This window comes from Halopseudomonas salegens (assembly GCF_900105655.1).
Lineage (GTDB): Bacteria > Pseudomonadota > Gammaproteobacteria > Pseudomonadales > Pseudomonadaceae > Halopseudomonas > Halopseudomonas salegens.
On sequence record NZ_LT629787.1, the window covers coordinates 2623503 to 2646589 of the forward strand.

Annotated in this window: 31 protein-coding genes and 1 pseudogene; 3 read left to right on the forward strand and 29 right to left on the reverse strand. The window is 54.3% G+C overall.

What is annotated here, in order from left to right:
* Nucleotides 1–2: 2 nt before the first annotated feature.
* The 5 genes from BLU07_RS12025 to BLU07_RS12045 are packed head-to-tail and all read right to left on the reverse strand — an operon-like array spanning nt 3 to nt 4496.
* Nucleotides 3–1019, reverse strand: a complete 1017-nt coding sequence (locus BLU07_RS12025; RefSeq protein WP_092387265.1) for an isocitrate/isopropylmalate dehydrogenase family protein — start codon at nt 1017–1019, stop codon at nt 3–5.
* Nucleotides 1016–1651 (reverse strand): carbonate dehydratase, encoded by a 636-nt coding sequence (can, locus tag BLU07_RS12030; RefSeq protein WP_092387267.1) that lies wholly within the window; start codon nt 1649–1651, stop codon nt 1016–1018. The genes BLU07_RS12025 and can overlap by 4 nt, the downstream gene beginning before the upstream one ends.
* 54 nt (nt 1652–1705) lie before the next feature.
* A complete protein-coding gene (gene rimI / locus BLU07_RS12035) occupies nt 1706–2170 on the reverse strand; it encodes a ribosomal protein S18-alanine N-acetyltransferase (RefSeq protein ID WP_407920075.1) in 465 nt (154 codons plus the stop codon).
* On the reverse strand, nt 2167–2955 hold the full coding sequence (locus BLU07_RS12040; protein WP_092387271.1) for a hypothetical protein: 789 nt from the start codon (nt 2953–2955) through the stop codon (nt 2167–2169). Before BLU07_RS12040 ends, rimI begins: the two co-directional genes overlap by 4 nt.
* Nucleotides 2955–4496 carry a 2-isopropylmalate synthase gene (locus BLU07_RS12045; RefSeq protein WP_092387273.1) on the reverse strand — a complete coding sequence of 514 codons (1542 nt, stop codon included), beginning with the start codon at nt 4494–4496 and terminating at the stop codon, nt 2955–2957. Before BLU07_RS12045 ends, BLU07_RS12040 begins: the two co-directional genes overlap by 1 nt.
* Before the next feature lie 206 nt (nt 4497–4702).
* On the opposite strand from BLU07_RS12045, the gene BLU07_RS12050 reads away from it, so the two are divergent.
* The gene (locus BLU07_RS12050) at nt 4703–6355 is read left to right on the forward strand and encodes a long-chain-fatty-acid--CoA ligase (RefSeq protein ID WP_092387275.1); all 1653 of its coding nucleotides are present in this window, start codon (nt 4703–4705) and stop codon (nt 6353–6355) included.
* A gap of 89 nt (nt 6356–6444) precedes the next feature.
* Here the strand turns inward: BLU07_RS12050 and BLU07_RS17615 are convergent, their stop codons facing one another.
* The 22 genes from BLU07_RS17615 to BLU07_RS12160 form a co-directional block, all read right to left on the reverse strand.
* On the reverse strand, nt 6445–6984 hold the full coding sequence (locus BLU07_RS17615) for a DUF3916 domain-containing protein (protein ID WP_157719194.1): 540 nt from the start codon (nt 6982–6984) through the stop codon (nt 6445–6447).
* A gap of 98 nt (nt 6985–7082) precedes the next feature.
* Nucleotides 7083–7412 carry a hypothetical protein gene (locus BLU07_RS17620; RefSeq protein ID WP_157719195.1) on the reverse strand — a complete coding sequence of 110 codons (330 nt, stop codon included), beginning with the start codon at nt 7410–7412 and terminating at the stop codon, nt 7083–7085.
* Nucleotides 7413–7556: 144 nt separating this feature from the next.
* Entirely contained in the window at nt 7557–9263 is a 1707-nt protein-coding gene (locus BLU07_RS12065) for a flotillin family protein (RefSeq protein ID WP_092387281.1), read from the reverse strand.
* 15 nt (nt 9264–9278) lie between these two features.
* On the reverse strand, nt 9279–9950 hold the full coding sequence (locus tag BLU07_RS12070; RefSeq protein WP_092387283.1) for a YqiJ family protein: 672 nt from the start codon (nt 9948–9950) through the stop codon (nt 9279–9281).
* Nucleotide 9951: 1 nt separating this feature from the next.
* On the reverse strand, nt 9952–10623 hold the full coding sequence (locus BLU07_RS12075; RefSeq protein ID WP_092387285.1) for a PspA/IM30 family protein: 672 nt from the start codon (nt 10621–10623) through the stop codon (nt 9952–9954).
* Between the two features lie 208 nt (nt 10624–10831).
* Nucleotides 10832–11092, reverse strand: coding sequence for a hypothetical protein (locus BLU07_RS12080; protein WP_157719196.1), 261 nt, complete (start codon nt 11090–11092; stop codon nt 10832–10834).
* A gap of 338 nt (nt 11093–11430) precedes the next feature.
* On the reverse strand, nt 11431–11766 hold the full coding sequence (locus tag BLU07_RS12085; protein ID WP_092387289.1) for a hypothetical protein: 336 nt from the start codon (nt 11764–11766) through the stop codon (nt 11431–11433).
* A gap of 55 nt (nt 11767–11821) precedes the next feature.
* Nucleotides 11822–12202 (reverse strand): VOC family protein, encoded by a 381-nt coding sequence (locus BLU07_RS12090; RefSeq protein WP_092387292.1) that lies wholly within the window; start codon nt 12200–12202, stop codon nt 11822–11824.
* Nucleotides 12203–12289: 87 nt separating this feature from the next.
* Nucleotides 12290–12805, reverse strand: coding sequence for a hypothetical protein (locus tag BLU07_RS12095; protein ID WP_197675000.1), 516 nt, complete (start codon nt 12803–12805; stop codon nt 12290–12292).
* Nucleotides 12806–12853: 48 nt separating this feature from the next.
* Nucleotides 12854–13594: an IS21-like element helper ATPase IstB gene (gene istB / locus BLU07_RS12100; RefSeq protein ID WP_092383322.1), complete on the reverse strand. Its 741-nt coding sequence runs from the start codon at nt 13592–13594 to the stop codon at nt 12854–12856.
* The gene (gene istA / locus BLU07_RS12105) at nt 13591–15111 is read right to left on the reverse strand and encodes an IS21 family transposase (protein ID WP_092383324.1); all 1521 of its coding nucleotides are present in this window, start codon (nt 15109–15111) and stop codon (nt 13591–13593) included. The genes istB and istA overlap by 4 nt, the downstream gene beginning before the upstream one ends.
* 127 nt (nt 15112–15238) lie before the next feature.
* Nucleotides 15239–15514: a hypothetical protein gene (locus tag BLU07_RS12110; RefSeq protein WP_197675001.1), complete on the reverse strand. Its 276-nt coding sequence runs from the start codon at nt 15512–15514 to the stop codon at nt 15239–15241.
* 90 nt (nt 15515–15604) lie between these two features.
* Nucleotides 15605–15985 (reverse strand): phosphopantetheine adenylyltransferase, encoded by a 381-nt coding sequence (locus BLU07_RS12115; protein ID WP_092387295.1) that lies wholly within the window; start codon nt 15983–15985, stop codon nt 15605–15607.
* 153 nt (nt 15986–16138) lie between these two features.
* Nucleotides 16139–16705, reverse strand: a complete 567-nt coding sequence (locus BLU07_RS12120) for a DUF1993 domain-containing protein (RefSeq protein WP_092387297.1) — start codon at nt 16703–16705, stop codon at nt 16139–16141.
* Between the two features lie 56 nt (nt 16706–16761).
* Nucleotides 16762–17271, reverse strand: a complete 510-nt coding sequence (locus tag BLU07_RS12125; RefSeq protein WP_092387299.1) for a demethoxyubiquinone hydroxylase family protein — start codon at nt 17269–17271, stop codon at nt 16762–16764.
* Nucleotides 17272–17378: 107 nt separating this feature from the next.
* On the reverse strand, nt 17379–17948 hold the full coding sequence (locus BLU07_RS12130) for a hypothetical protein (RefSeq protein ID WP_092387301.1): 570 nt from the start codon (nt 17946–17948) through the stop codon (nt 17379–17381).
* Nucleotides 17948–18211 (reverse strand): Txe/YoeB family addiction module toxin, encoded by a 264-nt coding sequence (locus BLU07_RS12135; RefSeq protein ID WP_092387303.1) that lies wholly within the window; start codon nt 18209–18211, stop codon nt 17948–17950. The genes BLU07_RS12130 and BLU07_RS12135 overlap by 1 nt, the downstream gene beginning before the upstream one ends.
* A complete protein-coding gene (locus tag BLU07_RS12140; RefSeq protein ID WP_092387305.1) occupies nt 18208–18450 on the reverse strand; it encodes a type II toxin-antitoxin system Phd/YefM family antitoxin in 243 nt (80 codons plus the stop codon). The genes BLU07_RS12135 and BLU07_RS12140 overlap by 4 nt, the downstream gene beginning before the upstream one ends.
* A gap of 201 nt (nt 18451–18651) precedes the next feature.
* The gene (locus BLU07_RS12145; RefSeq protein ID WP_092387307.1) at nt 18652–18948 is read right to left on the reverse strand and encodes a type II toxin-antitoxin system RelE/ParE family toxin; all 297 of its coding nucleotides are present in this window, start codon (nt 18946–18948) and stop codon (nt 18652–18654) included.
* Nucleotides 18948–19202, reverse strand: coding sequence for a type II toxin-antitoxin system ParD family antitoxin (locus BLU07_RS12150; protein WP_092387309.1), 255 nt, complete (start codon nt 19200–19202; stop codon nt 18948–18950). Before BLU07_RS12150 ends, BLU07_RS12145 begins: the two co-directional genes overlap by 1 nt.
* A gap of 152 nt (nt 19203–19354) precedes the next feature.
* Entirely contained in the window at nt 19355–19669 is a 315-nt protein-coding gene (locus BLU07_RS12155; RefSeq protein WP_092387311.1) for a HigA family addiction module antitoxin, read from the reverse strand.
* A 19-nt stretch (nt 19670–19688) separates the two neighbouring features.
* Nucleotides 19689–19964 carry a type II toxin-antitoxin system RelE/ParE family toxin gene (locus tag BLU07_RS12160; RefSeq protein WP_092387313.1) on the reverse strand — a complete coding sequence of 92 codons (276 nt, stop codon included), beginning with the start codon at nt 19962–19964 and terminating at the stop codon, nt 19689–19691.
* 190 nt (nt 19965–20154) lie between these two features.
* On the opposite strand from BLU07_RS12160, the gene BLU07_RS12165 reads away from it, so the two are divergent.
* Together BLU07_RS12165 and vapC are read left to right on the forward strand one after the other, a co-directional pair.
* Nucleotides 20155–20349 carry a type II toxin-antitoxin system VapB family antitoxin gene (locus BLU07_RS12165; protein WP_092387315.1) on the forward strand — a complete coding sequence of 65 codons (195 nt, stop codon included), beginning with the start codon at nt 20155–20157 and terminating at the stop codon, nt 20347–20349.
* A complete protein-coding gene (gene vapC, locus BLU07_RS12170; RefSeq protein WP_092387317.1) occupies nt 20346–20747 on the forward strand; it encodes a type II toxin-antitoxin system VapC family toxin in 402 nt (133 codons plus the stop codon). The genes BLU07_RS12165 and vapC overlap by 4 nt, the downstream gene beginning before the upstream one ends.
* A gap of 156 nt (nt 20748–20903) precedes the next feature.
* Here the strand turns inward: vapC and BLU07_RS12175 are convergent.
* Nucleotides 20904–22236: pseudogene (locus BLU07_RS12175) on the reverse strand (transposase).
* 127 nt (nt 22237–22363) lie between these two features.
* A complete protein-coding gene (locus BLU07_RS12180; RefSeq protein WP_092387319.1) occupies nt 22364–23005 on the reverse strand; it encodes a Shedu anti-phage system protein SduA domain-containing protein in 642 nt (213 codons plus the stop codon).
* Nucleotides 23006–23087: the final 82 nt, after the last annotated feature.

Consider the following 23087-nt stretch of genomic DNA (forward strand, 5'->3'; position numbering starts at 1 on the left):
CCTCAGTCCGATTGCGGGTGGGTCAATTGCCGTAACAGGCTCCGCTCCAGTTGTTGCAGTGTAGCAGTGCCCAGATCTTTCCCCGCGTGCAAAGCCAAAACCCGGCCTACCGCAGCCTCCAGTTGATCGGCCAAAGCGGGCTGGCGCCAATGGTAGCGCAGCAACAATCCCGCACTGAGCACCGCAGCCAGCGGATTGGCACGGCCACTGCCGGCAATATCCGGCGCACTGCCATGCACCGGCTCGGCCAGGGCAATGCTCTGACCCCAGTTCAAGGATGGCGCCATACCCAGCCCCCCGGACCAGTGACAGGCAAGATCGGACAGGATGTCGCCAAACAGGTTGGTGGTCAGCAACAGGTCGAAACGCTCTGGCTCTGCAACCAGCTGCAAGGCAGCGACATCGACCAGGCTCTCATCGACCTGGTCTTCCAGACCAGCCGCTGCCAGCACCACTCGACAACGGTCACGGAACAGGCCGCAGGTCAGCGGCAGCACATTGGCCTTGTGCACCAGGGTAATGCGTTCGGCGCCACGCATACGCGCCACATCGACCGCACGCTGCGCCAGGGCCTCACTGGCACTTGCGGTAATATGCCGCTCTGCCACTGCATGCCCGCTATCCAGCATCCGCTCAGGGCCACTGTACAGCCCTTCACTGTTCTCGCGCAGAATCAGCAAATCAACGTCATCACGTGGTGATACACCAGGCCAACTGCGCACCGGGCGCAGGTTTACGTTCAGCCCCAGAGTCTGGCGCAAGGTCAGGATGGCGCTGCGATAACCGGCTACCGGTTGTGACGGTGAGGATACGGCGCCAAACAGGCCGGCACCGCAAACGCGCATACGCTCAAGGGTCGCCTCGGGAACAGCCTGGCCGCAGCGTTGAAAACACGCCCAGCCCGCCTCCGCGTGTTCCACCTGCAAGTCCGGCAACAGGACCTGCAAGGCGCGGACGGCAACCGGGACAACCTCCGGACCAATCCCGTCACCAGGAATCACGCACAGGCGATAGCTCACACCGGTGGGCTCAAGCGGAACTGTTCGGGGAGTTGCTCGGCATTGTCGACGGTCACGCCCAGATCCTTCAGGTGACCATCCTTGATGCCGTAAATAAAGCCGTGAACAGCCAGCGGCTGGCCACGATGCCAGGCGTTCTGCACAATCGGCGACTGGGTCACGTTGGCTACCTGCTTGATCACATTCAGCTCGCACATGCGATCAAGCTGAGCCTGCGGATCCAGAGGTTTCAGTACTTCCCACTGCTCGTGGTAAAGGTCACGAATGGTGCGCAACCAGGTATCCACCAGACCTACCTGCCGTGGCTGCATGGCGGCGTTCACACCACCACAGCCATAATGCCCGGTAACGATGATGTGCTTGACCTTGAGCACATCCACGGCGAACTGCATCACCGACTGACAATTCAGGTCGGTATGCAGTACGACATTGGCTACGTTGCGATGAACAAAGAGTTCCCCCGGCAACAAACCAACGATTTCATTCGCTGGCACTCGCGAATCGGAACAGCCGATCCAAAGATATTCCGGCGCTTGTTGATTGGCCAATTTGCTGAAAAATTCCGGATCTTCCTGGGTGATCGACTCGGCCCAGGCCCGGTTGTTGGCAAATAATTGGCTCAGTTCTGACATGCCTTGTCTCCTAGCAATTCGTTCCTGCTGCTGACGTCAATGACAGCAACCGCGTCACCCTTCCGGTTCGTCGAGAGTGAAGGCCATGACCAGCGCATCCTCACGCCCACCGACCATCGGGTAATAATTCTTGCGCCGGCCGATCTCGTTGAAGCCAACCTGGTCATACAGGGCAATGGCTGCGGCGTTGGATGCGCGCACTTCGAGAAAACACACATCGGCCTGCCGGTGCTGGGCGCGGACCAGCATATGCTGCAACAGGTATCGACCAAATCCATTGCCCTGGCTCTCCGGCTTTACCGTCAGATTGAGCAAATGCGACTCGCCGGCCGCCGCCGTCAAAACGGCGTGCCCAACCTGCTGCTCTCCGCGATACAGTATCCAGCATTCATAACCGGACTTGAGACAATCGAGAAAAATACCCCGCGTCCACGGGTGTGAATAGGCTGAATATTCGACACTCAATACGCTGTCGATATCACTTTCCTGCATGACTCTTAATTGCACGTCTTCTCTCACGCCGACTGCCACCTCACCATCACGCGCTGCAACAGCGCCCACAATTCAGCCTTGCTGGCTGGCGTCTGGAGCAAATCGTCCAGGCTGGGAGCAAACCACGCCGGCGGCAGCCCCTCCAGCGCTTCCTCACGACCAAAAGCGGCCTCTGCATCAACCACACTGGCTTTGGCCAGAAGCCCGGCGTGCCGGCCGAAACTCCCCAGGGAAACCAGCGTCTGTTGCTCCAGTCGAGCTTGCACAAAGGCCTGCAAGGCCTGGTGTGCAGCCACTTCACTTTGCTCAAACTGTGTATTGCGGGTCAGCGGCCATTTGAAGTCAGCCAGAAATTGTGCCGGCATGGGCAGTTGCACGGCGCGCAGAATATCGGCCAGCAAGCGGGCCGCCGGGCTGCGCGCGCCCAACCCATCCGCCGGCATTTCCAGCAGCAGGGCACAGGGCCCGGCCAACCATAGCTGCGCGGTAAATGGCGGGCAGACTGTCGCCGCGGACTGCCGGGCAGGCTGCATCGCAGTAGAGGAACCACTCTGCTCCGCCGCGGCTGAGGCAGCTGGAGTCGGCTGGCGTGCAGGCAGCATGGCCTGCCGTACAGCATCAGCTCCGGATGTGGGTTGCGGCGCAACCTCCGCCGGCTTTTCCATTGCCGTTGCTACTGGCAACGACTGCGGTGATTCCACGGTTGCATGCAGCGGCCGACGTCCCTTGGCCGCGCCGGAAAGCGGCTGCCGTGGTACCCAGGAGGTGACCCCGAGTACGTGCAAATAGGCCTGTCGACGAGCTTCCTGCATCAAACATCTGCCGCTTGCGGATGGGCACGATAAGCGCCTGCCAGCAACAGGTTCAAGGCATTGATATAAGCCTTGGCCGACGCGACAACAATATCCGTATCGGCGCCATTGCCGTTGACGATACGCCCGGCTTTTTCCAGTCGCACGGTCACTTCGCCCTGCGAGTCGGTGCCCTGGGTAATCGCATTGACTGAATACAGCTGCAGCACCGTCTGCAAATCGACAATCTGCTCGATCGCCTTGAACGTTGCATCCACCGGGCCCGACCCCTGGGCGCGCGCCTCGCGCTCTTCGCCATCAACGCTCAGCAGCACATGGGCTTCGGGAACCTCGCCCATACAGGAGGCGACTTCCAGATGAACCAGGCGGACCTTCTCGTCCACCTCGGTTATGGCATCCGATACCAGCGCCTGCAGGTCTTCATCAAAAATTTCGTGCTTTTTGTCCGCCAGTTGCTTGAAGCGGGCAAAAGCAACATTCAGTTCTTCGCCGGTAAGGTTGATGCCCAGCTCTTCCAGCCGTGAACGAAAAGCATTGCGACCGGACAACTTGCCCAACGACAAGCGATTGGTATGCCAGCCGACCGATTGTGCACTCATGATTTCATAGGTTTCGCGGTGCTTGAGCACCCCATCCTGATGAATACCTGACTCATGGGCGAAAGCATTGGCACCGACAATCGCCTTGTTAGGCTGCACCGGGAAACCGGTAATCCCGGAAACCAGACGCGACGCGGCGAGAATATGCTCGGTGACGATGCCCGTATGTACTCCGAGCACATCCTCACGCGTCTTGATCGCCATCACGATCTCTTCCAGTGAGGCATTCCCGGCTCGCTCGCCCAGTCCATTGATGGTGCATTCCACCTGACGGGCACCCGCCGTAACGGCAGCCAGCGAGTTAGCCACCGCCAGCCCCAGGTCGTTATGGCAGTGGACGGAGAATACGGCCTGATCGGCATTCGGCACACGCTCGATGATTTGCCGGATAGTGTCGGCAAACTGGTGTGGAATGGCATAACCCACAGTGTCGGGAATATTGATGGTGCGTGCACCGGCCTTGATCGCCGCTTCGATGATGCGACAGAGGAAATCGATCTCGGAGCGACCGGCATCTTCACAGGAAAACTCGACATCGGCACACAGATTGCGCGCCTTGCGTACCGATCGCACCGCCTGCTCGACGACCTGATCCGGCTGCAGCTTGAGCTTGTGCTGCATGTGGATCGGACTGGTGGCGATAAAGGTATGGATACGCCCATGACTGGCATTCGCCAAGGCTTCGGCAGCCCGTTCGATATCGGCATCTACGGCACGCGACAGGCTGCATACAGTGCTGTCCTGAATGGTATCGGCAATCAGCTTGACCGCCTCGAAATCACCCGGACTGGCAATTGCAAAACCGGCCTCGATAACATCCACCCGCAGCTTTTCCAGCGCCTTGGCAATGCGCAGTTTTTCCTCTTTGGTCATCGAGGCACCGGGGCTCTGCTCACCGTCCCGCAGGGTGGTATCAAATATGATGACGCGATCTTGGCTCATGGGTGTACTCCTCAGTAACAGTGGTCAGCCGGGAAAAGGTCCACTGCAGGCATTCTGGTTATGTGTCTAATATACCGCATTCAGTGGCCAAGGACTTCCCCGGACCACGTTTGCCTTATGCCTGATCAACACCCGGATAATTGAGCATTCACAGCCTGCCGGCAAACCCCCTATGCTGACGGCAATAACAACAATGGATTCATCGCATGTTTGACCGTCATTATCAGGTCTGGCCCGACCAGGTGCCCAAGCAGCTTGAACTGCCGGCAACCAACCTGTTCCATAACATCACAGTCGCCGCACTGCGCTACCCCGAGCACCCAGCCATCCTCTATTACGGTTCAGCGATCAGCTATCGACGCCTGCAGCAAGAAGCGGAGAGCCTGGCCGGCTACCTGCACCAGGCTGGTGTCGCCAGTGGTGACCGCGTGCTGCTGTACATGCAGAACAGCCCGCAGTACATCATTGGCTTCTTTGCCATTTTGCGTGCCAATGCAGTGGTGGTGCCGGTCAACCCGATGAACCGCAGTGCCGAACTGAGCTACCTGATTGAAGACACCCAGGCAACGGTGGCCTTGTGTGCCGAAGAACTGATCGACTTTATCGCTCCCCAGGTCGGCCTCAGTTACCTGAAACAGGTTGTCGTCAGCGCCTACAGTGAATACCTGAGCGCAGCGACCGACCTGCCGTTGCCCGACGCCGTCCTATTGCCACCCAGCACCAGCTGCCCTGCCGGCGTTATCCGCTGGCAACAAGCACTGGCTGCCGGCTGCACACCACCAGCCTTGACCACCGGGCCAAACGACCTCGCGGTCATCCCCTACAGCTCGGGAACTACCGGCAACCCCAAGGGTTGCGCGCACACTCACCACAGTGTCATGGCCACTGCCGTGTACGGTGCCACCTGGGTCAATGCGCAACATGATCTGGTACATCTGGTATCGGTGCCCATGTTTCATGTCACCGGCATGCAGTCATGCATGAACAGCACCCTGTATGTTGGCGGCACCCTGGTCGTCATGACGCGCTGGGACCGCAAAGTAGCCGCTGAATTGATACAGCGGCATCAGGTCAATACCTGGCGCAATATCTCCACCATGGTCGTCGACATGCTGTCCGATCCGGACATTGACCAGTACGACATCAGCAGCCTGCGCGGTATTGGCGGCGGTGGCGCAGCCATGCCCGCCGCAGTCGCTCACAAGCTGCAAGCCAAAACCGGGTTGGTCTACATGGAAGGCTACGGCCTGTCGGAAACCATGGCGGCCACGCACGCCAACCCCATCCAGGCCTGCAAGGCACAGTGTTTGGGTATTCCCTCGATTGGTGTGGATTCCCGGGTGATCAATGTCGATACCCTGGAACAGCTGGGCCCGCACGAAACCGGAGAAATCGTCATGGCTGGCGAGCAGGTTTTCCAGGGTTACTGGAACAACCCGGCAGCCACTGCTGAGGCCTTTATCGAGCTTGATGGCAAACGTTTCTTCCGCTCCGGCGACCTCGGCTACTACGATGAGCAGGGGTATTTTTTCCTGGTTGACCGGGTCAAGCGCATGATCAATGCCTCCGGCTACAAAGTCTGGCCGGCAGAGGTGGAATCACTCATGTACGCTCACCCGGCAATTCGGGAGGTGTGCGTAATCTCCATGCCGCACCCGCGTCGTGGAGAAAGCGTCAAAGCCGTAGTGGTACCTGCCGATGGCAAGCAACCCAGTGAAAAAGACATCATCAGCTGGTGCCACGCCAATATGGCAGCCTATAAATGCCCCGTGGTCGTCGAGTTTGCTGACAGCATCCCGCGCTCAGGCACCGGCAAGATCATGTGGCGACAATTGCAGGAACAGGAGTGGGCGCGCTAGCGTGCAGCCCTGTCAGCTGAAGTGCACCGTGCCAGCCCGGTTGCACTTCGGGCAGTCAACAAAAATATATTCCTGGAGGTTAGCGCTGGCTAACTGCACTCTGCAGAACACACATACCAATGGGTTGTGTACCACTCCGTCATTTCTTCGCCATCGTAATCGCGACTCATAAACCTGACCCGTTCAGTGCGCATCCCACCCGGCATTTCAAATGGGATGCCGTCATTCCCGATGGGTGAAGGGATACGTTTCTGCCATTCATCATCTTTATCGTAGAACCCTTTGCGATAGGCATCATCAAAAAAGACAATGATGGTTGAACCATGCAGATCAGGCCAGGTAAGGATCAGATCAATCTGTACCCTGGAGTGCGTATCTGGCTTTGCATCGTTGAGATTCTTCAAGGCTCGAAACATCGCCCTGACAGCTTGAGCCTGCCATTCAGGTTTGGTGGTAGGTGGGTCGACAAGGCGGTCCAACACGGGAATTCTGTAATCAAGATACCGCTGCCCAGACCATTCTGCCGGGAAATAACCTTCAAACTGGTCAGCCCACTCATCAAGTGCTTTCAGCCGCCGTGTGGCCCCACGTACTTTTTCTTTAGGTCTGCTAAAGCTGATTCTTCGCATAATTTTGCACTGTTGACAGCCTGCGCTGGCGCCTTGACGGTTTTTTGCGACAGTCACCCAAAAAGAACGATGATGCAGCAGTCGCCCATCGCCCGGTGTCAGGTATATTTTTCAAGCATGGCCTGGACATGAGTAATACCTGCCAGAAAATCCCTGGACTCAAGGCGCTCCATAGGAGATTGCCAGCCCTCTTCCATGTGTCCATCCACAACAGACACTGCGTAAAATCCATCCAGATTGATTTCACAGCCGTAATAGCCAAAATCAACGATACAGTTCGACAGGCGGTGAGTGAACTGCATCAAATCCTCCCTCGGATGAATATCACCGCCAAACCTCAAGATGCCGGTATCGAACCCTTCTCGCCGAGAACTGAGGATATTGTCAGGATCGTAGATATGCCATGTGCTTTTATCTACCTGGAACACGTGACCCTCCACCCGATAGAAGTTTCGGGCGCCTGTTCCACGACTCGAACGACGCCTTGCTGATGTTTAACCCTGAGGTTGGATGGGCCTCCACACAAGACCCATCCTGGTTATACCGAGCCGTGGCTTGCAAAGTAGCGTACTTTACCCGAGCGGCTGCGGTGGTACCGGCGTTGCCGGGGGCATTGGTTTGCTTGCATCCACTTGAGCGTCCACTGGCTCTGCCGGTTCTTCCTTGTCAAACAGCTTTCCATCAATAATGGACCGCGGATCCAGATGTTCAAGGCCGACTTCCTTGAGAATGGAATCCAGCAGCGGCACATTGGCGCGGTGCTTCAGCATTGCATTGACCAACTGGTCCGAGAGGTTTGATCCACCTCCATTGCTATTGCCTTCGCCAGCTGCCCCACCATTGAAACCCGGTGCGCCGTTGATATCAAAGATCTTGATGCTGTCGATTTTCTCGGCCGGCTTCATCGCCTGCTCCATGATTTTCGGCAACTGGGCAATCATCTCCATCTTCTCGGCAAAGGACACCTGTTCACGGCTCAGCAGGTTTTTCGCTTCGTTAAGCTGTCGCGCACCCTCCGCTTCGGCCTCGGCTTTGACCTTGATCGCACCTGCTTCAGCATCGGCGGTCACTCGAATAGCCTCAGCATCATTCGAAGCGGCAGCTTTACGCGCTTCAGCTTCTACCGTAATGCCAATCGCTTCCCGCTCTGCGCTTTCCTGTGCCTGGATCACGACAATGCGCTTTTCCCGTTCGGCGCGTGCAGTTTCACGCACGGTGATAACGCCCTCTTCCTTGGCAACGGCCTGCGCCCTGGCTTCATCCGCCTCGGCCGCAGCACGGGATTCATCCTTGGATTTTTCAGCAACAGCGATTTTCTGATCCTGACTGGAAAGCTCCAGACGTTTGCTTTTCTCGATATCGCGATTCTGGGTTTCTTCTTCCATGGCAATGCGGGCCAGCTCTACCGCACGGTTGGCAGTGATATCCGCTTCCTCGGCTTCGCGGCGTCGTTCCGCGCCGACCCGAGCTATATCGGACTGCTGGCTGGCGCGACGATTTTCAATCTGCTGTGTCTGCTCAAGTCGCGCGAACTCTTCATCCTGCTGAATACCCAGTTGACGCTTGGCTGCATCGGTCGATTTCATCTGAATCTCGACCATGGTTTCCTGTTCAATGTCGTTGCGAATCTTGCGACGGGATTCCAGCTGTTCGGTAAGCTTGGTCAAACCTTCGGCGTCGAACGCGTTCTCCGCATTGAAGTACTCCTTGGCCGTTTGATCCAGACCTGTCAGGGAGACGGATTCCAATTCAAGACCGTTCTTGAACAGGTCTTCCGCGCAGCTGGTCTGCACCTCCTGAACAAAGGACACGCGCTCTTCATGTAGCTGTTCCATGGTCATACCCGCCGCCACAGAACGCAACACATCCACGAACTTGCCTTCGATCAGCTCCTTGAGCTCGTCGGGACGCTGTGTGCGCGCACCCAGGGTTTGCGCGGCCGTCGCGATAGACTCGTTATCGGGTTTCACCCGGACATAGAACTCAGCGGTAACATCGACCCGCAAGCGGTCTTTGGTAATCAGCGCCTGATCATTGGCGCGCCGCACCTCAAGCCGCAAGGTATTCATGTTCACGTAGATGATTTCGTGCAGCACGGGCAACACCATGGCGCCGCCGTCCTTGATGATTTTCTCTCCACCGAAACCCGTTCGAACAAACGCACGTTCCTTGTTTGCACGGGTATAAAGCCGCGCAAGAATGACGCCAAGCACCACAAGGGCAAAAAAACTGATCCCGGCGACAATCAATATAAAAGCGAGGTTACTTGCATTTCCCATTATCTATTTCCTTGACTATTTTTCGTTATCCAGAACGGAGGAATCCTGCTTGATGACAACAAACTGGTTACCTTCACGCCGTACAATAAGCAGCGGCATACCGGGCCCGAAGGGACCGTGCCCATCTTCGGCCAGCACCATCACGTAATGGGTCTGGCCATGTTGGTCGCGCACCCGCGCTTCGGCTGACTGAACGCTGCTCGACTGACCGATGGTGACAAAGGCTTCACGACCGATGAGGGCTTCCAGTGACACCGATGACGTCTCATTTTTCGGCATAATGGCTTCGAGTGCGGATGCCCCCCAGCGCGTCACGGGCAACGCGGCCATAAAGGCCAGAGGGACAGACAACAGGGCAGGCAACATAAGACCGAACGTACTGCTTGCCGCAAAGTTCATGGCCAATCCAATGCAGCCAAAAGCGGTAAGAAATACCACCAACAACATCAGGATGGGTACCTTGCCGACCTTCAGCCAACCCAAAAGGCGTGACAGCGCTGAATTGGAACCCGCATCGGCCACTTCAATGTCGGGGTTGATACTGACATCCGGAACAAATGAATCCAGCATGTTTCCCAGGCCGACACCCAACACCGCGCCCACACCCTCGAACAAACCGATAATCAACATCAATGTCAGCGCGATCGCAAAGGGCAGATTGGCGTTTGCCAATAGAAGATCGAGCACCTCAACCTTCCTTTTTCAGTGCCGCCAGCCGTTCCGCCACCCGGTTTTTACGGTGCAGTTCCTCCAGTTCAGCCCGTGCCGACGCATTGGCCGTCTCCGCTTCTCCCGGCAGCCCGGTGACTGAAGCCTTTACGCGGGCAACAGCCCCGCCGGCCTTCTCAACACGGCTTTCGATTGAAGAGCCGGCAGCCAAGCCTTCGCCTTCCGCGCCCAACTGACCTGAGTCTGCACGCTTGCGATCACGAATGATTTGCAGATCACGCTCCATCTCGTCACGTTTGGAACGCAGCCCGGAAAGATAGCGGTTGAGCTCTTGCTCCTCTTGCTGAGTAGTGGCCACCAGGCTTTCGATAATGGGCAGGCGATCTTCTATGCCGACCAACTCGTTGGCTCCTGCTTCGGCAAGATCCTCACGGTCTTTCTGCAACGCCGTCTGGATTTGTTGCTTCAGACTCTCCGCGCGGTCATTCAGCGACGACAGTTCCCGATTGGCATTGTGCCGGTTGGCCTGCTTACGCCCGATTTCAGCCCTCACCTCATCAATGGCGCGCTCAACCTCTTCGATGGCCTGACGGGCCACGACCTCTGGTGCAGCGTTTTCCGCTGCATCAACCGCTGAGGTAAAAGTACCGCCGACAAGGCGCGCAACCCGGCCAAGTAGTGATTCGCTCATAGGTATATCTCCTTAAGGGTTCCATCCATTTATTGTTCTCTTTTGCCCGCCGTCACAGCAGCCTGACGGACATCAGCCATTAGGGACCGATTGATGTGACGAAGGTGCTATTGGCATGCATTCATTGCAGACGAAGTTCAAGCCGATGGATCGGCCGGCGCCGTCAGTCATGCCCGTTCTTCAGCCGTGCAGGTATTTCTGTGCACCACTAGAGTGCCCCGCCCATCAAGTACAGTGCCAAAAGAACCAGCACCAACAAGCCAACTACGCTACACCAGAAACCCGAATCCCGCGTGCGGTACTCATCCAGATATACCACTTCAGTAGAGGACGGATACTTGCCCAGAGTGACTATCTTGCAGATTGGCCAACCAACCCAGTAACAAATCATGCCGAAGAAAATCTCTGCAAGAATATAGCCTATCCCCCGGAGAAATCCTTTCCCTATTTCTTCAAGTAAATCATCCATAACTTTTCTCTTGAGTCCACATTTTTTCGTCATCATGCGGTTGTCAGGTGTCTGCACCTGCGCCCGGAGTAACCATATCCCGTTCTCCAGACGCTACGCCATACTCGAGATCAATTATTTGACCGCAAGGTCCTGAATACCAAAGATCCCATGTGGACGTAGATTCAGCAGCCAACTGCCACTGGTACAGGGTGTTGCCATGAGAGGTTTTAGCGCGCTGTGGCAACGCAGCTAGCGTCCAGAGGCTCCCTGGCTTATCCGCACGGGGCAAATTACTTATCAGACTTTGTAGCGCAGCGGAGTACCTGTCCGCCCACCTGCACTGGTTATGTGTGTTGCTATAAACCACATGGCTTGAGGGCAAAAAGGAAAAGCCCAAACCAGACATTAGCCATCAGAATTAGCAATTTTATGGCGTCCCGAGCAAATGCAGGAATATCCCGATACCAGTACAAGTAGCCAATAACTACCCACTGAGCAGCAAGCCACAAGACCGAGAAATAGAGAAAGCCTTTGTGGCATTCCGTCTCGGGAAGCGTGAAATAGGCGTACCACCAGGACAGTACCGCGCCCGTAGATAGAACGACCAGAAGCACGCAAGAAAGCAGATTACGGCACTGCGGATAATCTGTGCTTAAAAGCCTGGCTCTGAATTCATCAAATTTATCAGTCATTCATTTTCTCGCCATGAACTGCCACTGGCACCACCCACATACTGCCCTGGCCTGGTTATGAGTTAGCTGATGAGGCAATGTCTTCACCGAACATGATTCGATGCCCCTCTGGTGTCGCCACACCAAACTCCCGCAAGCCCCAAGGCTTGTCAGATAATGCCTGGAAAATCTCTGCGCCGCGCTGCTGATAGTCACGGTAAATTTCGTCGATGCCTTCACAGTTCACATAGGCAAAGTAGGAATGCTCATGCGTATCACGTGCCGAAATTTCGTCCGGGCAATGCCCTATCATTAGGTGAAAACTGCCGAGACTCAGGAACGACCAGCCGTCCACACGGAACCGGACGGAAAACCCAAGTTTGTCGAGAAAGTAGCTCTCGGTCTTCTCAAGATCCTTGACCGCCAGAACATGCTGGGTCGCATTTACTTTAAACACCGATGACTCCTTTCACGCGTGTGGATACGCATAACGAAAAGCTGTGCAGCAATGTTGGCTTTGCTCGCATCGGCTTGCTAGATGCGCCTAGCACGGAGCCACCGAAAATGCAGAGCCAAATGCGCTTGCCATCCCATTTAATACTTCTGTTGTAACCCGCGCCCTGTTAAGGGCTATATCAAGCAAAAGTCCAAATATCACTGCAATATACGCCAGATAACCAAAACCCATGTAGTCGTTATATAGAATGGTATAAAACCAGTCCTGACCAAAGATATATATTGATGAAGACAGCATTGTTGCCGCCACCAACAACAACCCAGGAACGAACAAATGCTTCACGGCTGCTGGCTTAACAAATGACATGGCCAGGAGAATCAAAAACATCGCCAAATTGGAGCCAAGAAATATCCGGAGATCAAGTTTCAGATTGTTCACGATTTCAAGATACTTACCTTTTACGATATCACTTAGCGTATTTTCAGCGATCTGGATATTATTTATTCTCTCCATGTAACCCGAGGTTATTGACTGCGCCAATGCTTTTTTCTTTTCGCAATCATAGCCACACATAGACGCGATGATGCTGGTGTCAATGGCCATTAATTTTGACCCACTTTTGGCCAATAAAATTGACCCACTTGCGTACCGCTAACCGCCGGTTTTCTGCTTCAGTCGATAGCTCTCACCTCCCAGCATAAAAATGTGTGAATGGTGGATAACGCGGTCGATGATGGGCACGGCCACGTTATCGTCATGGAAGAACTCGCCCCAACTGGTGAAGTCCTTGTTGGTGGTCAGGATGACCGAGCGGTACTCGTACAGGTTGTTGATCAACTGGAACAGGTTGTACCGGGCCTGCCGTGTCATCGGCAGATAGCCCAGCTCGTCGATGATCAGCACGTCGTACTTGCTCAGCTGATTCAAACGCTTCTTCAGCTCGCCCTTCATCTCTGCCAGTTCTAGATCCTCGACCAGTGCCAGAGCGGTGCGGAACAGCACCTTGTAGCCAGCCTGGACCGCCTTGTGGCCAATCCCAATGGCCAAGTGGGTCTTGCCCACGCCCGGTGGTCCGATGAACACCAGGTTGTCCCGGTTGTCGATAAAGCTGAAGTCCAGCAAGGCACTGACCTGGCGCTTGGTGATGGTGGTCTGGTGCCGGTAGTCGAAGGCCTCCAGATGCTTCTCCGAGGGGAACTGGGCCTGCTTGAGGTTGCGGCTCACGCGGCTGCTGGAGCGGGCGTTCAGCTCATGCTCGACCAGTGACTGGGCGAAGTTCAGGTAGGACAGTTCATTGGCTTCGGCCTTGGTCAGCAGGGTGGCCAGCTCACCAGCGGTCGCGCTGAGGCGAAGGCTGCGGTACTGCGCGATGGTGCTGTCGAGCAGGCTCATGGGGTCACCCCGTGGCCAGTCGACTGGCCAACCCGGGCGTAAGCGTTCAGGTCGGCGTGACTGACCTGGCTGCCAGTTACGGGAGCATAGTCCTGATCGCTGATGACCCGCCCCCGCGCCTTGGCTTGCTGCCAGGCTTCGAGATAGCGCTTGAGTCCAGTGGCAGTCAGCTCGCCGCGCCCGCACAGCTCACCAAGCAGCGTCGTATCAACCGGCGCATGGGCCATGAGTAGGTCGCGTGCGGCGACCAACTGGTCCTTGTAGATGCGCGGGGAAGTACGCTTGAGCAACTGGCACAGGGTTGCCCCCAGGTCATCGGGCAAGATCGAGTCGATGCTGTGCTCCAAGTCGGTGATGCGCTGGGCATGGTCGCGGTAATGGTTGTTGTTCTTGATCATCCGGCCCTTGGCCTTGCACAGGTCATGGGTGGCGATGAGTTCACCGCTCTCCAGGTCATGGATCAGTAACTGGTCGTCCTGTGCGCTGACACCGACACGGGCTTGCTGCCAGGCCATGGGTACCGAGTACTTGTTGGCCTGCCAGGAGATCAAGCCGGTCTTGTCGACCTTGCGTGTCTCCCTTGTCGGCGCCAAGTGCAGCAGGCTCTGCGGGACCAGATAGGGCTTGAGTTGGCTACGCTCCAGCGCCTCGAAATGGACCCGTGGATGCTGGCCCGTCGTGCCATGCAGGCGGGCGTTGGCCACCGTCTCAAGCCAGTCATGCAGGTGCTGGCGAACGGCGTTCTCGTCCTGGAACTGCTCACCGTAGAAGCAGTCGCGCTTGACGTACTTGACCCCGGACTCCACCTTGCCCTTGCTCTCCGGGTCATAGCCCTCGCACGCGTGGATGCGGTACCCGACGGTAGTCGCATACTGGTGGAAGCGCTGGTTCAGCGTCAGCTCACGGTACTGCTCGTTAATCACCACCATCTTGGTCTGATCGTAGATGCACTCCTCGGTGACGCCGCCGAAGTAACGGAAGGCCTCGTCGTGCATCTGAATAAATCGCTCGGTGTGCAAGGGACGGAAGTCGAGGCCGACATACATCAAGCGGGAACAGGACAGCACAAACACCACAAAGTGAACGACACGCTCCAGGCCGCCGATCATGACGCCTCGCAGCTCACCAGGATCGACCTGACACTGGACGCCCGGTACCGACTCAACGACCGGTTCGTAATAGCGCAACTGACCGCTGGCAACCTGCTGCTTGAGCTCTTGCACATACCGGCGGATGCTCCGGTCTGACACCGCTAGGTCAACGGTGCGCTGCCTCAGACGACGGGCCAGCTTGACCGCGCTGAGGGCTGGAAACTGACCCAACTGATTGATCAGATAATCACGGTGCTGGTCGAGCAACTTGGTGCGTGAAGGGTCAGCAATGGCAGTGCTGATTTGCACCTCATCCAGGTGCAGATACTTGCGTACGGTGTTCCGGGATATCCCCAGCTCGCGACTGATGGCACGGACCGACAGGCCACGGCCCTGGTCATACAACCCCTTGATCTTGTGAATCACAACCCACTCCTTCAATGATCTGTCCCCGGCCTGTGCATAAGGCGGGGGACGCTACATGGATCGGTGGCCTATGCCACCATGGGTGGGTCAAAATTGTTGGCCAGAGGTGGGTCAGATTAATTGGCCATTAACAGCTGGAAATCTTTTCGGGCAAATCATTTTGTAAATCGGCCTGAATCTGCTCTTTCTCCAAACCCAACCTACCGGCTATATTAGATACTGCCTCTGTTATAGAGGATTCACTTATAGCTTGCTGCTGCTCAAGTATTTCTTTTTCAATCTGGCTTTTCACAAAATTTCTGGCTGTTTCTTCCACTTTTTCAGGTGATACGTACGTCACCGAAAACAGAATACCAAACAGAACAATACCGAATGCACTTATTAACTTTAATGTAGTGGTCATAGTTTCCTTGGCATGTAACGCTGCCAACACGCGCGACTACGAAATGGAGGCGAAGCCGCAACTGAAAAGCTGTCCTCGCACTTGGCCTGGTTAACTTTGATTGCGGCTGAAGACATAGAGAACCCCGGCGATGCAAAGCGCAATTACCGCGACAACATCTGCAATGACGACCTTGCGGATGGCTTCATTGTAATCGCCCACAGACCAGGCGATGGCCATGAAGGACACAACACTCAGAAAGCCTGCCAAAAATGCCAATGGTTGGAGCCAAGGCTTGAATGCGGCATACACCATAAATAGTCCCAGCAGACCGAATAATACGGCGCGATGGCGCATGAGAATCACAAGGTTTGGGTCACCAAGGGTTACACCGTATAGAGCCGATAGACGTTCAGTGCCGAGAACTCCAGAAACGGGTAACAGATGAATGATACCTACCAGCACCAACAGACCTGCGACAATCTTCTCCATGATCCTGTGATCTCCCTACTTAACGCTCGCCATCACCAGTGAGAGAGCCGCAGCGAAGCGGTGGTTTTGGCGTCCGGTGTATGGCTTCGTTATGTGTTGATCTCGCTTGAAAATTGCACTGGCATAAGGACAGCTATTATGTGCCACAAGCTGTTAACTCTTGGGTATCGTATCAGGACGTATATATGGAAACATGTGCGCTACGTAGTCAGCTTTTCCGAGTTCGATCTTCTCGCTGCGCAATATTGAATAAGCAGTCATGATGTGGAAATAGAACTGGCCTAATGTCCAATCGCGTGCATATTGTTCGGCGGTCAAATCAAGAATCATACCGTTCGGAAGTTCGTGCGTAAGTGGCTGATCCGCTTTTGCATCCAGCGCGTCGGGAGTGAGGCCGTCCAATAATGCGATAGTTTCATCAATCCGAGCTTGAGCGTCGGCAAACGAGCCGGGCCGCTCACCTGCATTTCGCCCTTCTTCAAGCAGTTCATCGATAGATTCTGGAAAAGGCTTTCCTTGAAGCCGGAATATTGCCTCTTGAGCCTGCACGCAAGCAAACCGAACCTGAGTCGACAGAGGAAACATGTCTGGCGCCAGGCGCGCGGATAACAGCGCTTCCGCATCTGCTTTCTGAATCTGCGCCTGTGCCTTCTTCAGCCAGCCTGAGAGCGCCCGAAGCATTTGCGTATAGGTTGGGACGAGTAGCTTCGTTAGTGACATGGATTTCCTTCCTTAAAATTGATAGCTGAGTATTGCCCGTTATTGAGTGCATATGCCTATAGCTTGGTAGAAAGCCATATGGCGACCTTTGTTGAATACCGTACGACAACGAATATCGGGGCATAGAGGAAAGAACCCGCGCCGTTTTCCCGGCCATAATTCCTATGTTCTTCCTCATCCGATTTTATGCTAAAAACAGCGTTGTGCGCTTCTTCGTCATGCTGGCGCAGGAACTGAAGCTGCCAATCTAGATGGTGAAGCACAGTGGACTCAATCGACTCTGTACACACCCATATGGCGTTACGCCCAAGAATCGCCGTCATGAAGCCTAAACAGCAGCCCCCAATCGCCCAGAGCTTGAGAGCATAGCAGTGTCGAATATTGCGACGCTTCAAGATATCTGAAAACGTCCGAAGGTGCTGTTGTTCATGGATAAGCATCTCCTCCAACGTCGGCACAATATCTTTGAAGCACAGTTTCGCAATTAGCAATTGGGTGCTATAGATATGGATGGCTCCGTATTCTCCCGCATGATCGACTCTCAGTATTCTTTCAACTTCTTTCATTCGAAGCTCATTTTCTGTCGTCTACCCGCATGTAACGCACAGCTTTGCGACAACTTTGGAGTCGCGAAGCGGTGGAAAAATTGTCCGTCAACCGCGAATTGTTGGGCTCAATATATTTCGCACTCATAACTCGGTTCCGTTGCAAACTTATCTGGCACCCATGGTGCCTTGTGGTTTAATTCGGTATATTTGCAGACATTCACATGGTCGCGGTGAATAACAGCAGATTGAATTAAGAGCCCACCACAACGAGGTGAAAATTCGAATTTAAATAGCTTTCCATCTGCACTAGTAATCTGCAACTCGATTGACGGGTTTGCTCCACATGGACCTCGCACTGAGGCATCACCCTCGTGTAACTCTACTTTTGCTTGCGTGTCATTCAGGAATTTGCACGAGCGGCTACTCAAATTGTAGCCGACTGGTATTTCGTTCATTTCCATGTGGGCCCAATTTACAAAAATAGCTTTGACTTTCATTTCCTCTGATAATGAATCACACGAAATCGCTATGGTCTCATTAACCTCGTCAGCAAATACCACTCTCACAAGAAACAGGCTTAGGATTACAAATAAAGCCTTATATCTCATATTCAAAGCCTTGCGCCGAGCTTTGCGGCAATTTTTTAGCCGCAAAGCGGTGGAAAAATTGCCCGGCAACTGTGACTGGTAATGCATTATTCGTAGTGGCTCCAGAGGCGGAGGACCTTTACCACTTTCTCGTCTTCAAGCACTTGGTATACCAGGCGGTGCTGGATATTGATGCGGCGTGAATAGGCACCCGCAAGATCACCAATTAGCTTCTCAAACGGGGGTGGCTTGCGGCACGGATCTTCTGCAATGAGTGCCAACAACTCTTGGGCTTTTGGCTTGAGGCCGCTGGAGGCCAGCTTCTTTGCATCCTTCTGGGCTTGTTTGGTGTAAACCAACTTCCATGTCACCAGTTCAGCCCCTCATCGCATTCATCCACGGAGGTATCCATTCCCTCACGAATTGACTCACGCATACCCGGTACGGAAAGCAGGTAAAGCGTTTCCTGAATGGCAGACCAGTCATCCTCCGAGATCAGAACAGCTTTGTTTCGCTTGCCCATAATGACGATTGGCTGGTGGGATTCGGCAGTCTCGTCAATCAACCGATAAAGGTTGCTGCGCGCTTCAGTTGCTGTGATTCCAGTCATGACGCACCTCTTGCGTGATCAACTTTCACCAAGTGTACGTCTCTAAGCACGTACGTCAAGACGGACGTCATGCATAACGCTGTGATCTCCGGAAAATCAGGAGCGCAGTGAGTGATTTTCCTGAGAGCAGCTATTTGTTGGGCGGCGACAGTACGAGCCTAGATGGAAACCGTGCGTTGCGCCAAAAAAAGATGTCGGCCGCTAATCCAGAAGCCTTCGCGGTGAATCCATGTCCTCATGCAGGACACGAACAATGAGCACCTCCGGCTCGTGCACTTGATAGAACATGGCGTGATGCTCTACTTGCAACCTACGATACCCGGGAAGAACATGGGCGTAGTCAGCGCCGAGTGATGGATGATTAATCAGCTGATTCATTCCTGCCTCAAGCTGATCCAGGTATACATCCGCCTGATCAACCCCCCATTCTTCGCAGGTATGCAGCCAGATTCCGGTAAGGTCCGATTCCGCCTTCGGCGTGACGGTTAACCTAAGCACTAGTCAGCCGCCTTCATCCGCTTACGGCCAGCCGCCTTAATAGCCGATATATCGAGTGGCTTAGGCTTCCCGCTTGACTCACCCTCACCGAGCGCTTGCCTCAGCGTAGCAAGACGCTCCTTGGCCTGCTGGTCTCTTCGGATGAGATCACGGATATACTCGCTATCATTGCCAAATTGACCGCTCTCAATCTGGCCTTTGACCCAGTCGTCTTGCTGTTCAGTCAGCGTGATGGTCTTCCGGTGCATGCTCATAGCCTTGTGCTCCTAAAGTAGCAAGAGTATGACAATATCATACTACTTGTTCACGCCGAATCAACTCCCCCATTTTGTCGCCCAACGCCGGCCGTCACCGGTGACTAAAGCCGGCGCTAAGCGGAGATTTTGGCATCCAGTGCACGGCTTGGTTATGCAGCATGCAGCGGCTTGATTCGATCCACTTCTTCCTTGACCGACTGCGCGGCAGTCCAAAGATCAACAGATTGCTGTGCGCTCAGCCAGAATTCAGGCGAGTTACCAAACAAACGCGCAAGCCGGAGCGCCATTTCAGGGCTGGCAGCACGACGTTCGCGCAATAGTTCATTTACTGACTGACGAGAGACACCCAAAGATTCGGCCAATCCCGAAACCGTCAGACCATAGTCCGGAAGAAAATCTTCTCTCAGCATCTCGCCAGGATGAGTGGGTTTGCGCTGCATACCGGTAGTATTAAGAATAGCCATATCATCACCTCACTCAGTGCTAGTCACACACTTCGACTTCATACGCATCACCATCTTCAAAACGAAAACAGATACGCCGCTGATCATTAATAGAAATTGCGTGCTGCCCCTGCCTGTTCCCCGACAGCGGATGAAGGCGATTGCCGGGCGGCACTTTCAAATCCTCTAGCTGTACGGCCAGATCTACGTATTCAATTTTTCTAGCTGCTATCGGAGCAACATCCGCAGGAGATTTCTTTGACTTGCCCTTGGAGTAGAGCTCCTGGGTTCGTTTGTCAGCGAAGGATTTGATCATGGAGAAATCTGTAGCGCGTCACATGACACCTGTCAATGCGATCTGGAAATGACTGCATAACGTGCGAACTCATGGGCCGGTTTGCAGCCGCGAAGCGGCGTAAAATCGGCCGCTGTGCAGCTGATTGTCATGTTTTCCCTGAAGTGCTAGATTGTGTATAGAAACCGAAAAATGTACACATAGGTGCAACATGAGAACGAACATTGTCATTGACGACCAGTTGATGGCCGAAGCCCTCAAAGCCTCTGGCTACGAAACCAAAAAAGAAACCGTTGAGGAAGGCCTGAAACTTCTGGTCCAGTTGAGCAAGCAGCAGGAAATTCGAAAGCTGCGCGGCAAGGTCAAGTGGGAAGGCGACCTGAATAAAATGCGGAGCGCCGGATGATCCTGGTGGATACCAGCGTCTGGATTGACTATTTCAACGGAGTCACTAACCCACATACTGACCTGTTGGATGCCTCGATAGTCCAAGGATCTGTCGCTATCGGGGACCTAATATTTCTGGAAATCCTGCAAGGCATCCGCAACGACAAACAATATCGTCAGACCAAACAAAGCCTGATGGCGCTGGAACAATATGAAGTGTTTGGCAAAGATATGGCAGCCAAGTGCGCCGACAATTATCGAGCCCTTCGTAAAAAGGGCATCACGATCAGAAAGACTGCCGATGTGATCATCGCGACATTTTGCATAGAGAAGGAGCTACCCCTGTTGTTCCTAGATCGCGACTTTATTCCCTTTGTTGATCATCTTGGACTCGAGCCCGCCCTGAGAGAAACATAACGAGGCTGTAGAAAAACCCATTTCGGACTCATCCAGCCGCCGTCTTCCTGTTCATGTGTGACCCCGAATCATCAGGGTTGTGTTTTCTCAGTTGCCGACCAAAAGCTGACTTTATCGCTGTACTGGTGTTCTGGCAGGCTTGGCAACCCAGTGCTATCAGCCATATTGTCCGTAATTCGCCAGCTTCTCAATGTTGTGTATCAGGCAATACAGCTGCCATTGGCCCTGGACCTTTCTACGGCCCCGCAAGCTGAAGCGACTCAGCCGCTTGTTGGTGCCGATATTGCCAAACACAGGTTCCACCACTGACATCCTGTGGCTGAAGATCGCCCTGCCTTCAGGACTATCCACCCGGTGCTTCATCCAGTCGGTGTAACTGGGTGGCCAATTAGCTTCCAAGCGGAATGAAACCTGTCTTCCTGCCCCCTTGCGGTGTTCTGCCGATTGCGGGTTATGCATGCACGCTTCGCGCTTGGGGCAGTGTCGGTATTGCAGCAGTCGGCCTTCGAAGTAAGCGACTGGGATGCCGTTGTCATTTGCACGTACGCCCCGGTGGCTGAGCTGTTGTCCGGCGGGGTAGATGCTGTCGGCGATGCCCAGCTTCTTATAGCGAGCTTCGGCCGTTTCCAGCACTGGTTGCAGGGTGTGGTGCTCCTTGCTCCTGCCCTTCGCCAAAGGCCTGAGCATCGATGATGACCTGGTATTTCTTGTCCACTGTGGCCACGCCGTTATAACCCTGGATCGTGCCCTTGCTGGTGGTCATCTTGGCGCTTTCGTTATCGGTGATGTTGCTCTTCACTTCCTTGCGGCGTTTACCCTGACCCATCCTTGGACTCTGGGTCTTTAAAAAGCGATCGACCTTTTCCATGGCCTGATCCAGCGAGAGGATCATCTTGCCATGACGGATGGCGCGTTCCATCTCAGCCTCCGTCTCGGCGGAGTCGTGCTGACGATGCTCAGCCAAGTGGTGGCGTATCAGTTTGCGTAGCTTGTCGCGCTTGGCCTTCAGTTCCTTGAAGGTGCCTGACCACTCCTTGGCGGCATTGGATGAGGTCTTGCAACCGTCGATAGCAAACAGCTCGTTTCCCAGCAAACCCTGCTGGTGACAGACCAACAGCACCTGCTCAAACACAGCTTCGATAGCTTCTGCATTCTCGCTGACAAAGCTCGCCAGCGTGGTGAAGTGCGGAACCGTATCGCAGGACAGGGCCTTGAACAGAATGTTGGTTTCACAGCACCACTGAATCTGGCGGCTGGAGGTAATGCCCTTGGAGTAGGCGAACAGAACGATCTTCAACAGGATGGCTGGATCGTAGGCCAGGCGGCCAGTGTCGTCATTGCGATAGCGCGGGTGAAATACCGACAGATCCAGCTTGTGTTCAATCAGGTAGTGAACGGCGTACTCGAACGTACCTGGCTGGAGCTGTTCCTGGTAGTTGATCACTACCATGCTGTGCTGGCTGTATTCGTAGGGCTTGAAGCGAGGCATGCAACACTCCTTGTTGGTCTGCCAAAATCCTAGCAAATCAGGGGTTTTTCTACAGCCTCAACGCCCGCCATAAACGGCCGAGTGAAACGAGGTCCGGCGACCGACGGGAGCGAATTTAATGGCTTTGTTAGCTCTTTTCACGAAGCCACGGCTCAGGATCCTGGTACCTTAAATCGACCAAGTCTTTAATTCGATCATAAGTAACTATTTCAATTCCATGCTTCGCTGTATAAGTCGCTTTTCGTTTGTGGGATGCACGACTAATATCGTCACGCCTACCAACTACGATATGAAAACTCTCTTTCAGGTAGCTTTCAGGATCTGCCAAGTAGTCCCCAGACATATTGCTAATGACATCAGGCGAGGAGTAACCAAGAATATCTTTGCTCTTTGCCCACCGCACTAATTCTGACCTGACATGGCTCTTGTGCATATCGAAATATTCAGCCCAATCATCAACTTGCTTAATTGCACCTGCCAAGCGTTTGGACGGAACCCCTTGCTGAGTAAAGACATTGTCGTCAACTGGTTCCATTTCAATGAACATCACCTCCCAAACACCAGAGTATGAATTCAGGATAACGAAATCGGCTTTATACTGGCTTCCAAGGGGAAACTCCTTGAAAAGAAAACGGCAATGCCCGCCCGCTCTGCAGAATGTCCAATATAGAGTTTGAGGCCGATTCGAAAAGAACTCCAACGCCCCACGCTCTCCCGACTGTTCGTCAAGCCAGTTCTTAAAATCATTTGGATGAATATATTCAGTCAAAGCAAAATGTCCAGTTGAGAGCTAACGCGGAGCTTTGCGGCAATTTTGTAGCCGCGGAGCGGTGGAGAAATTGTCCGACAAA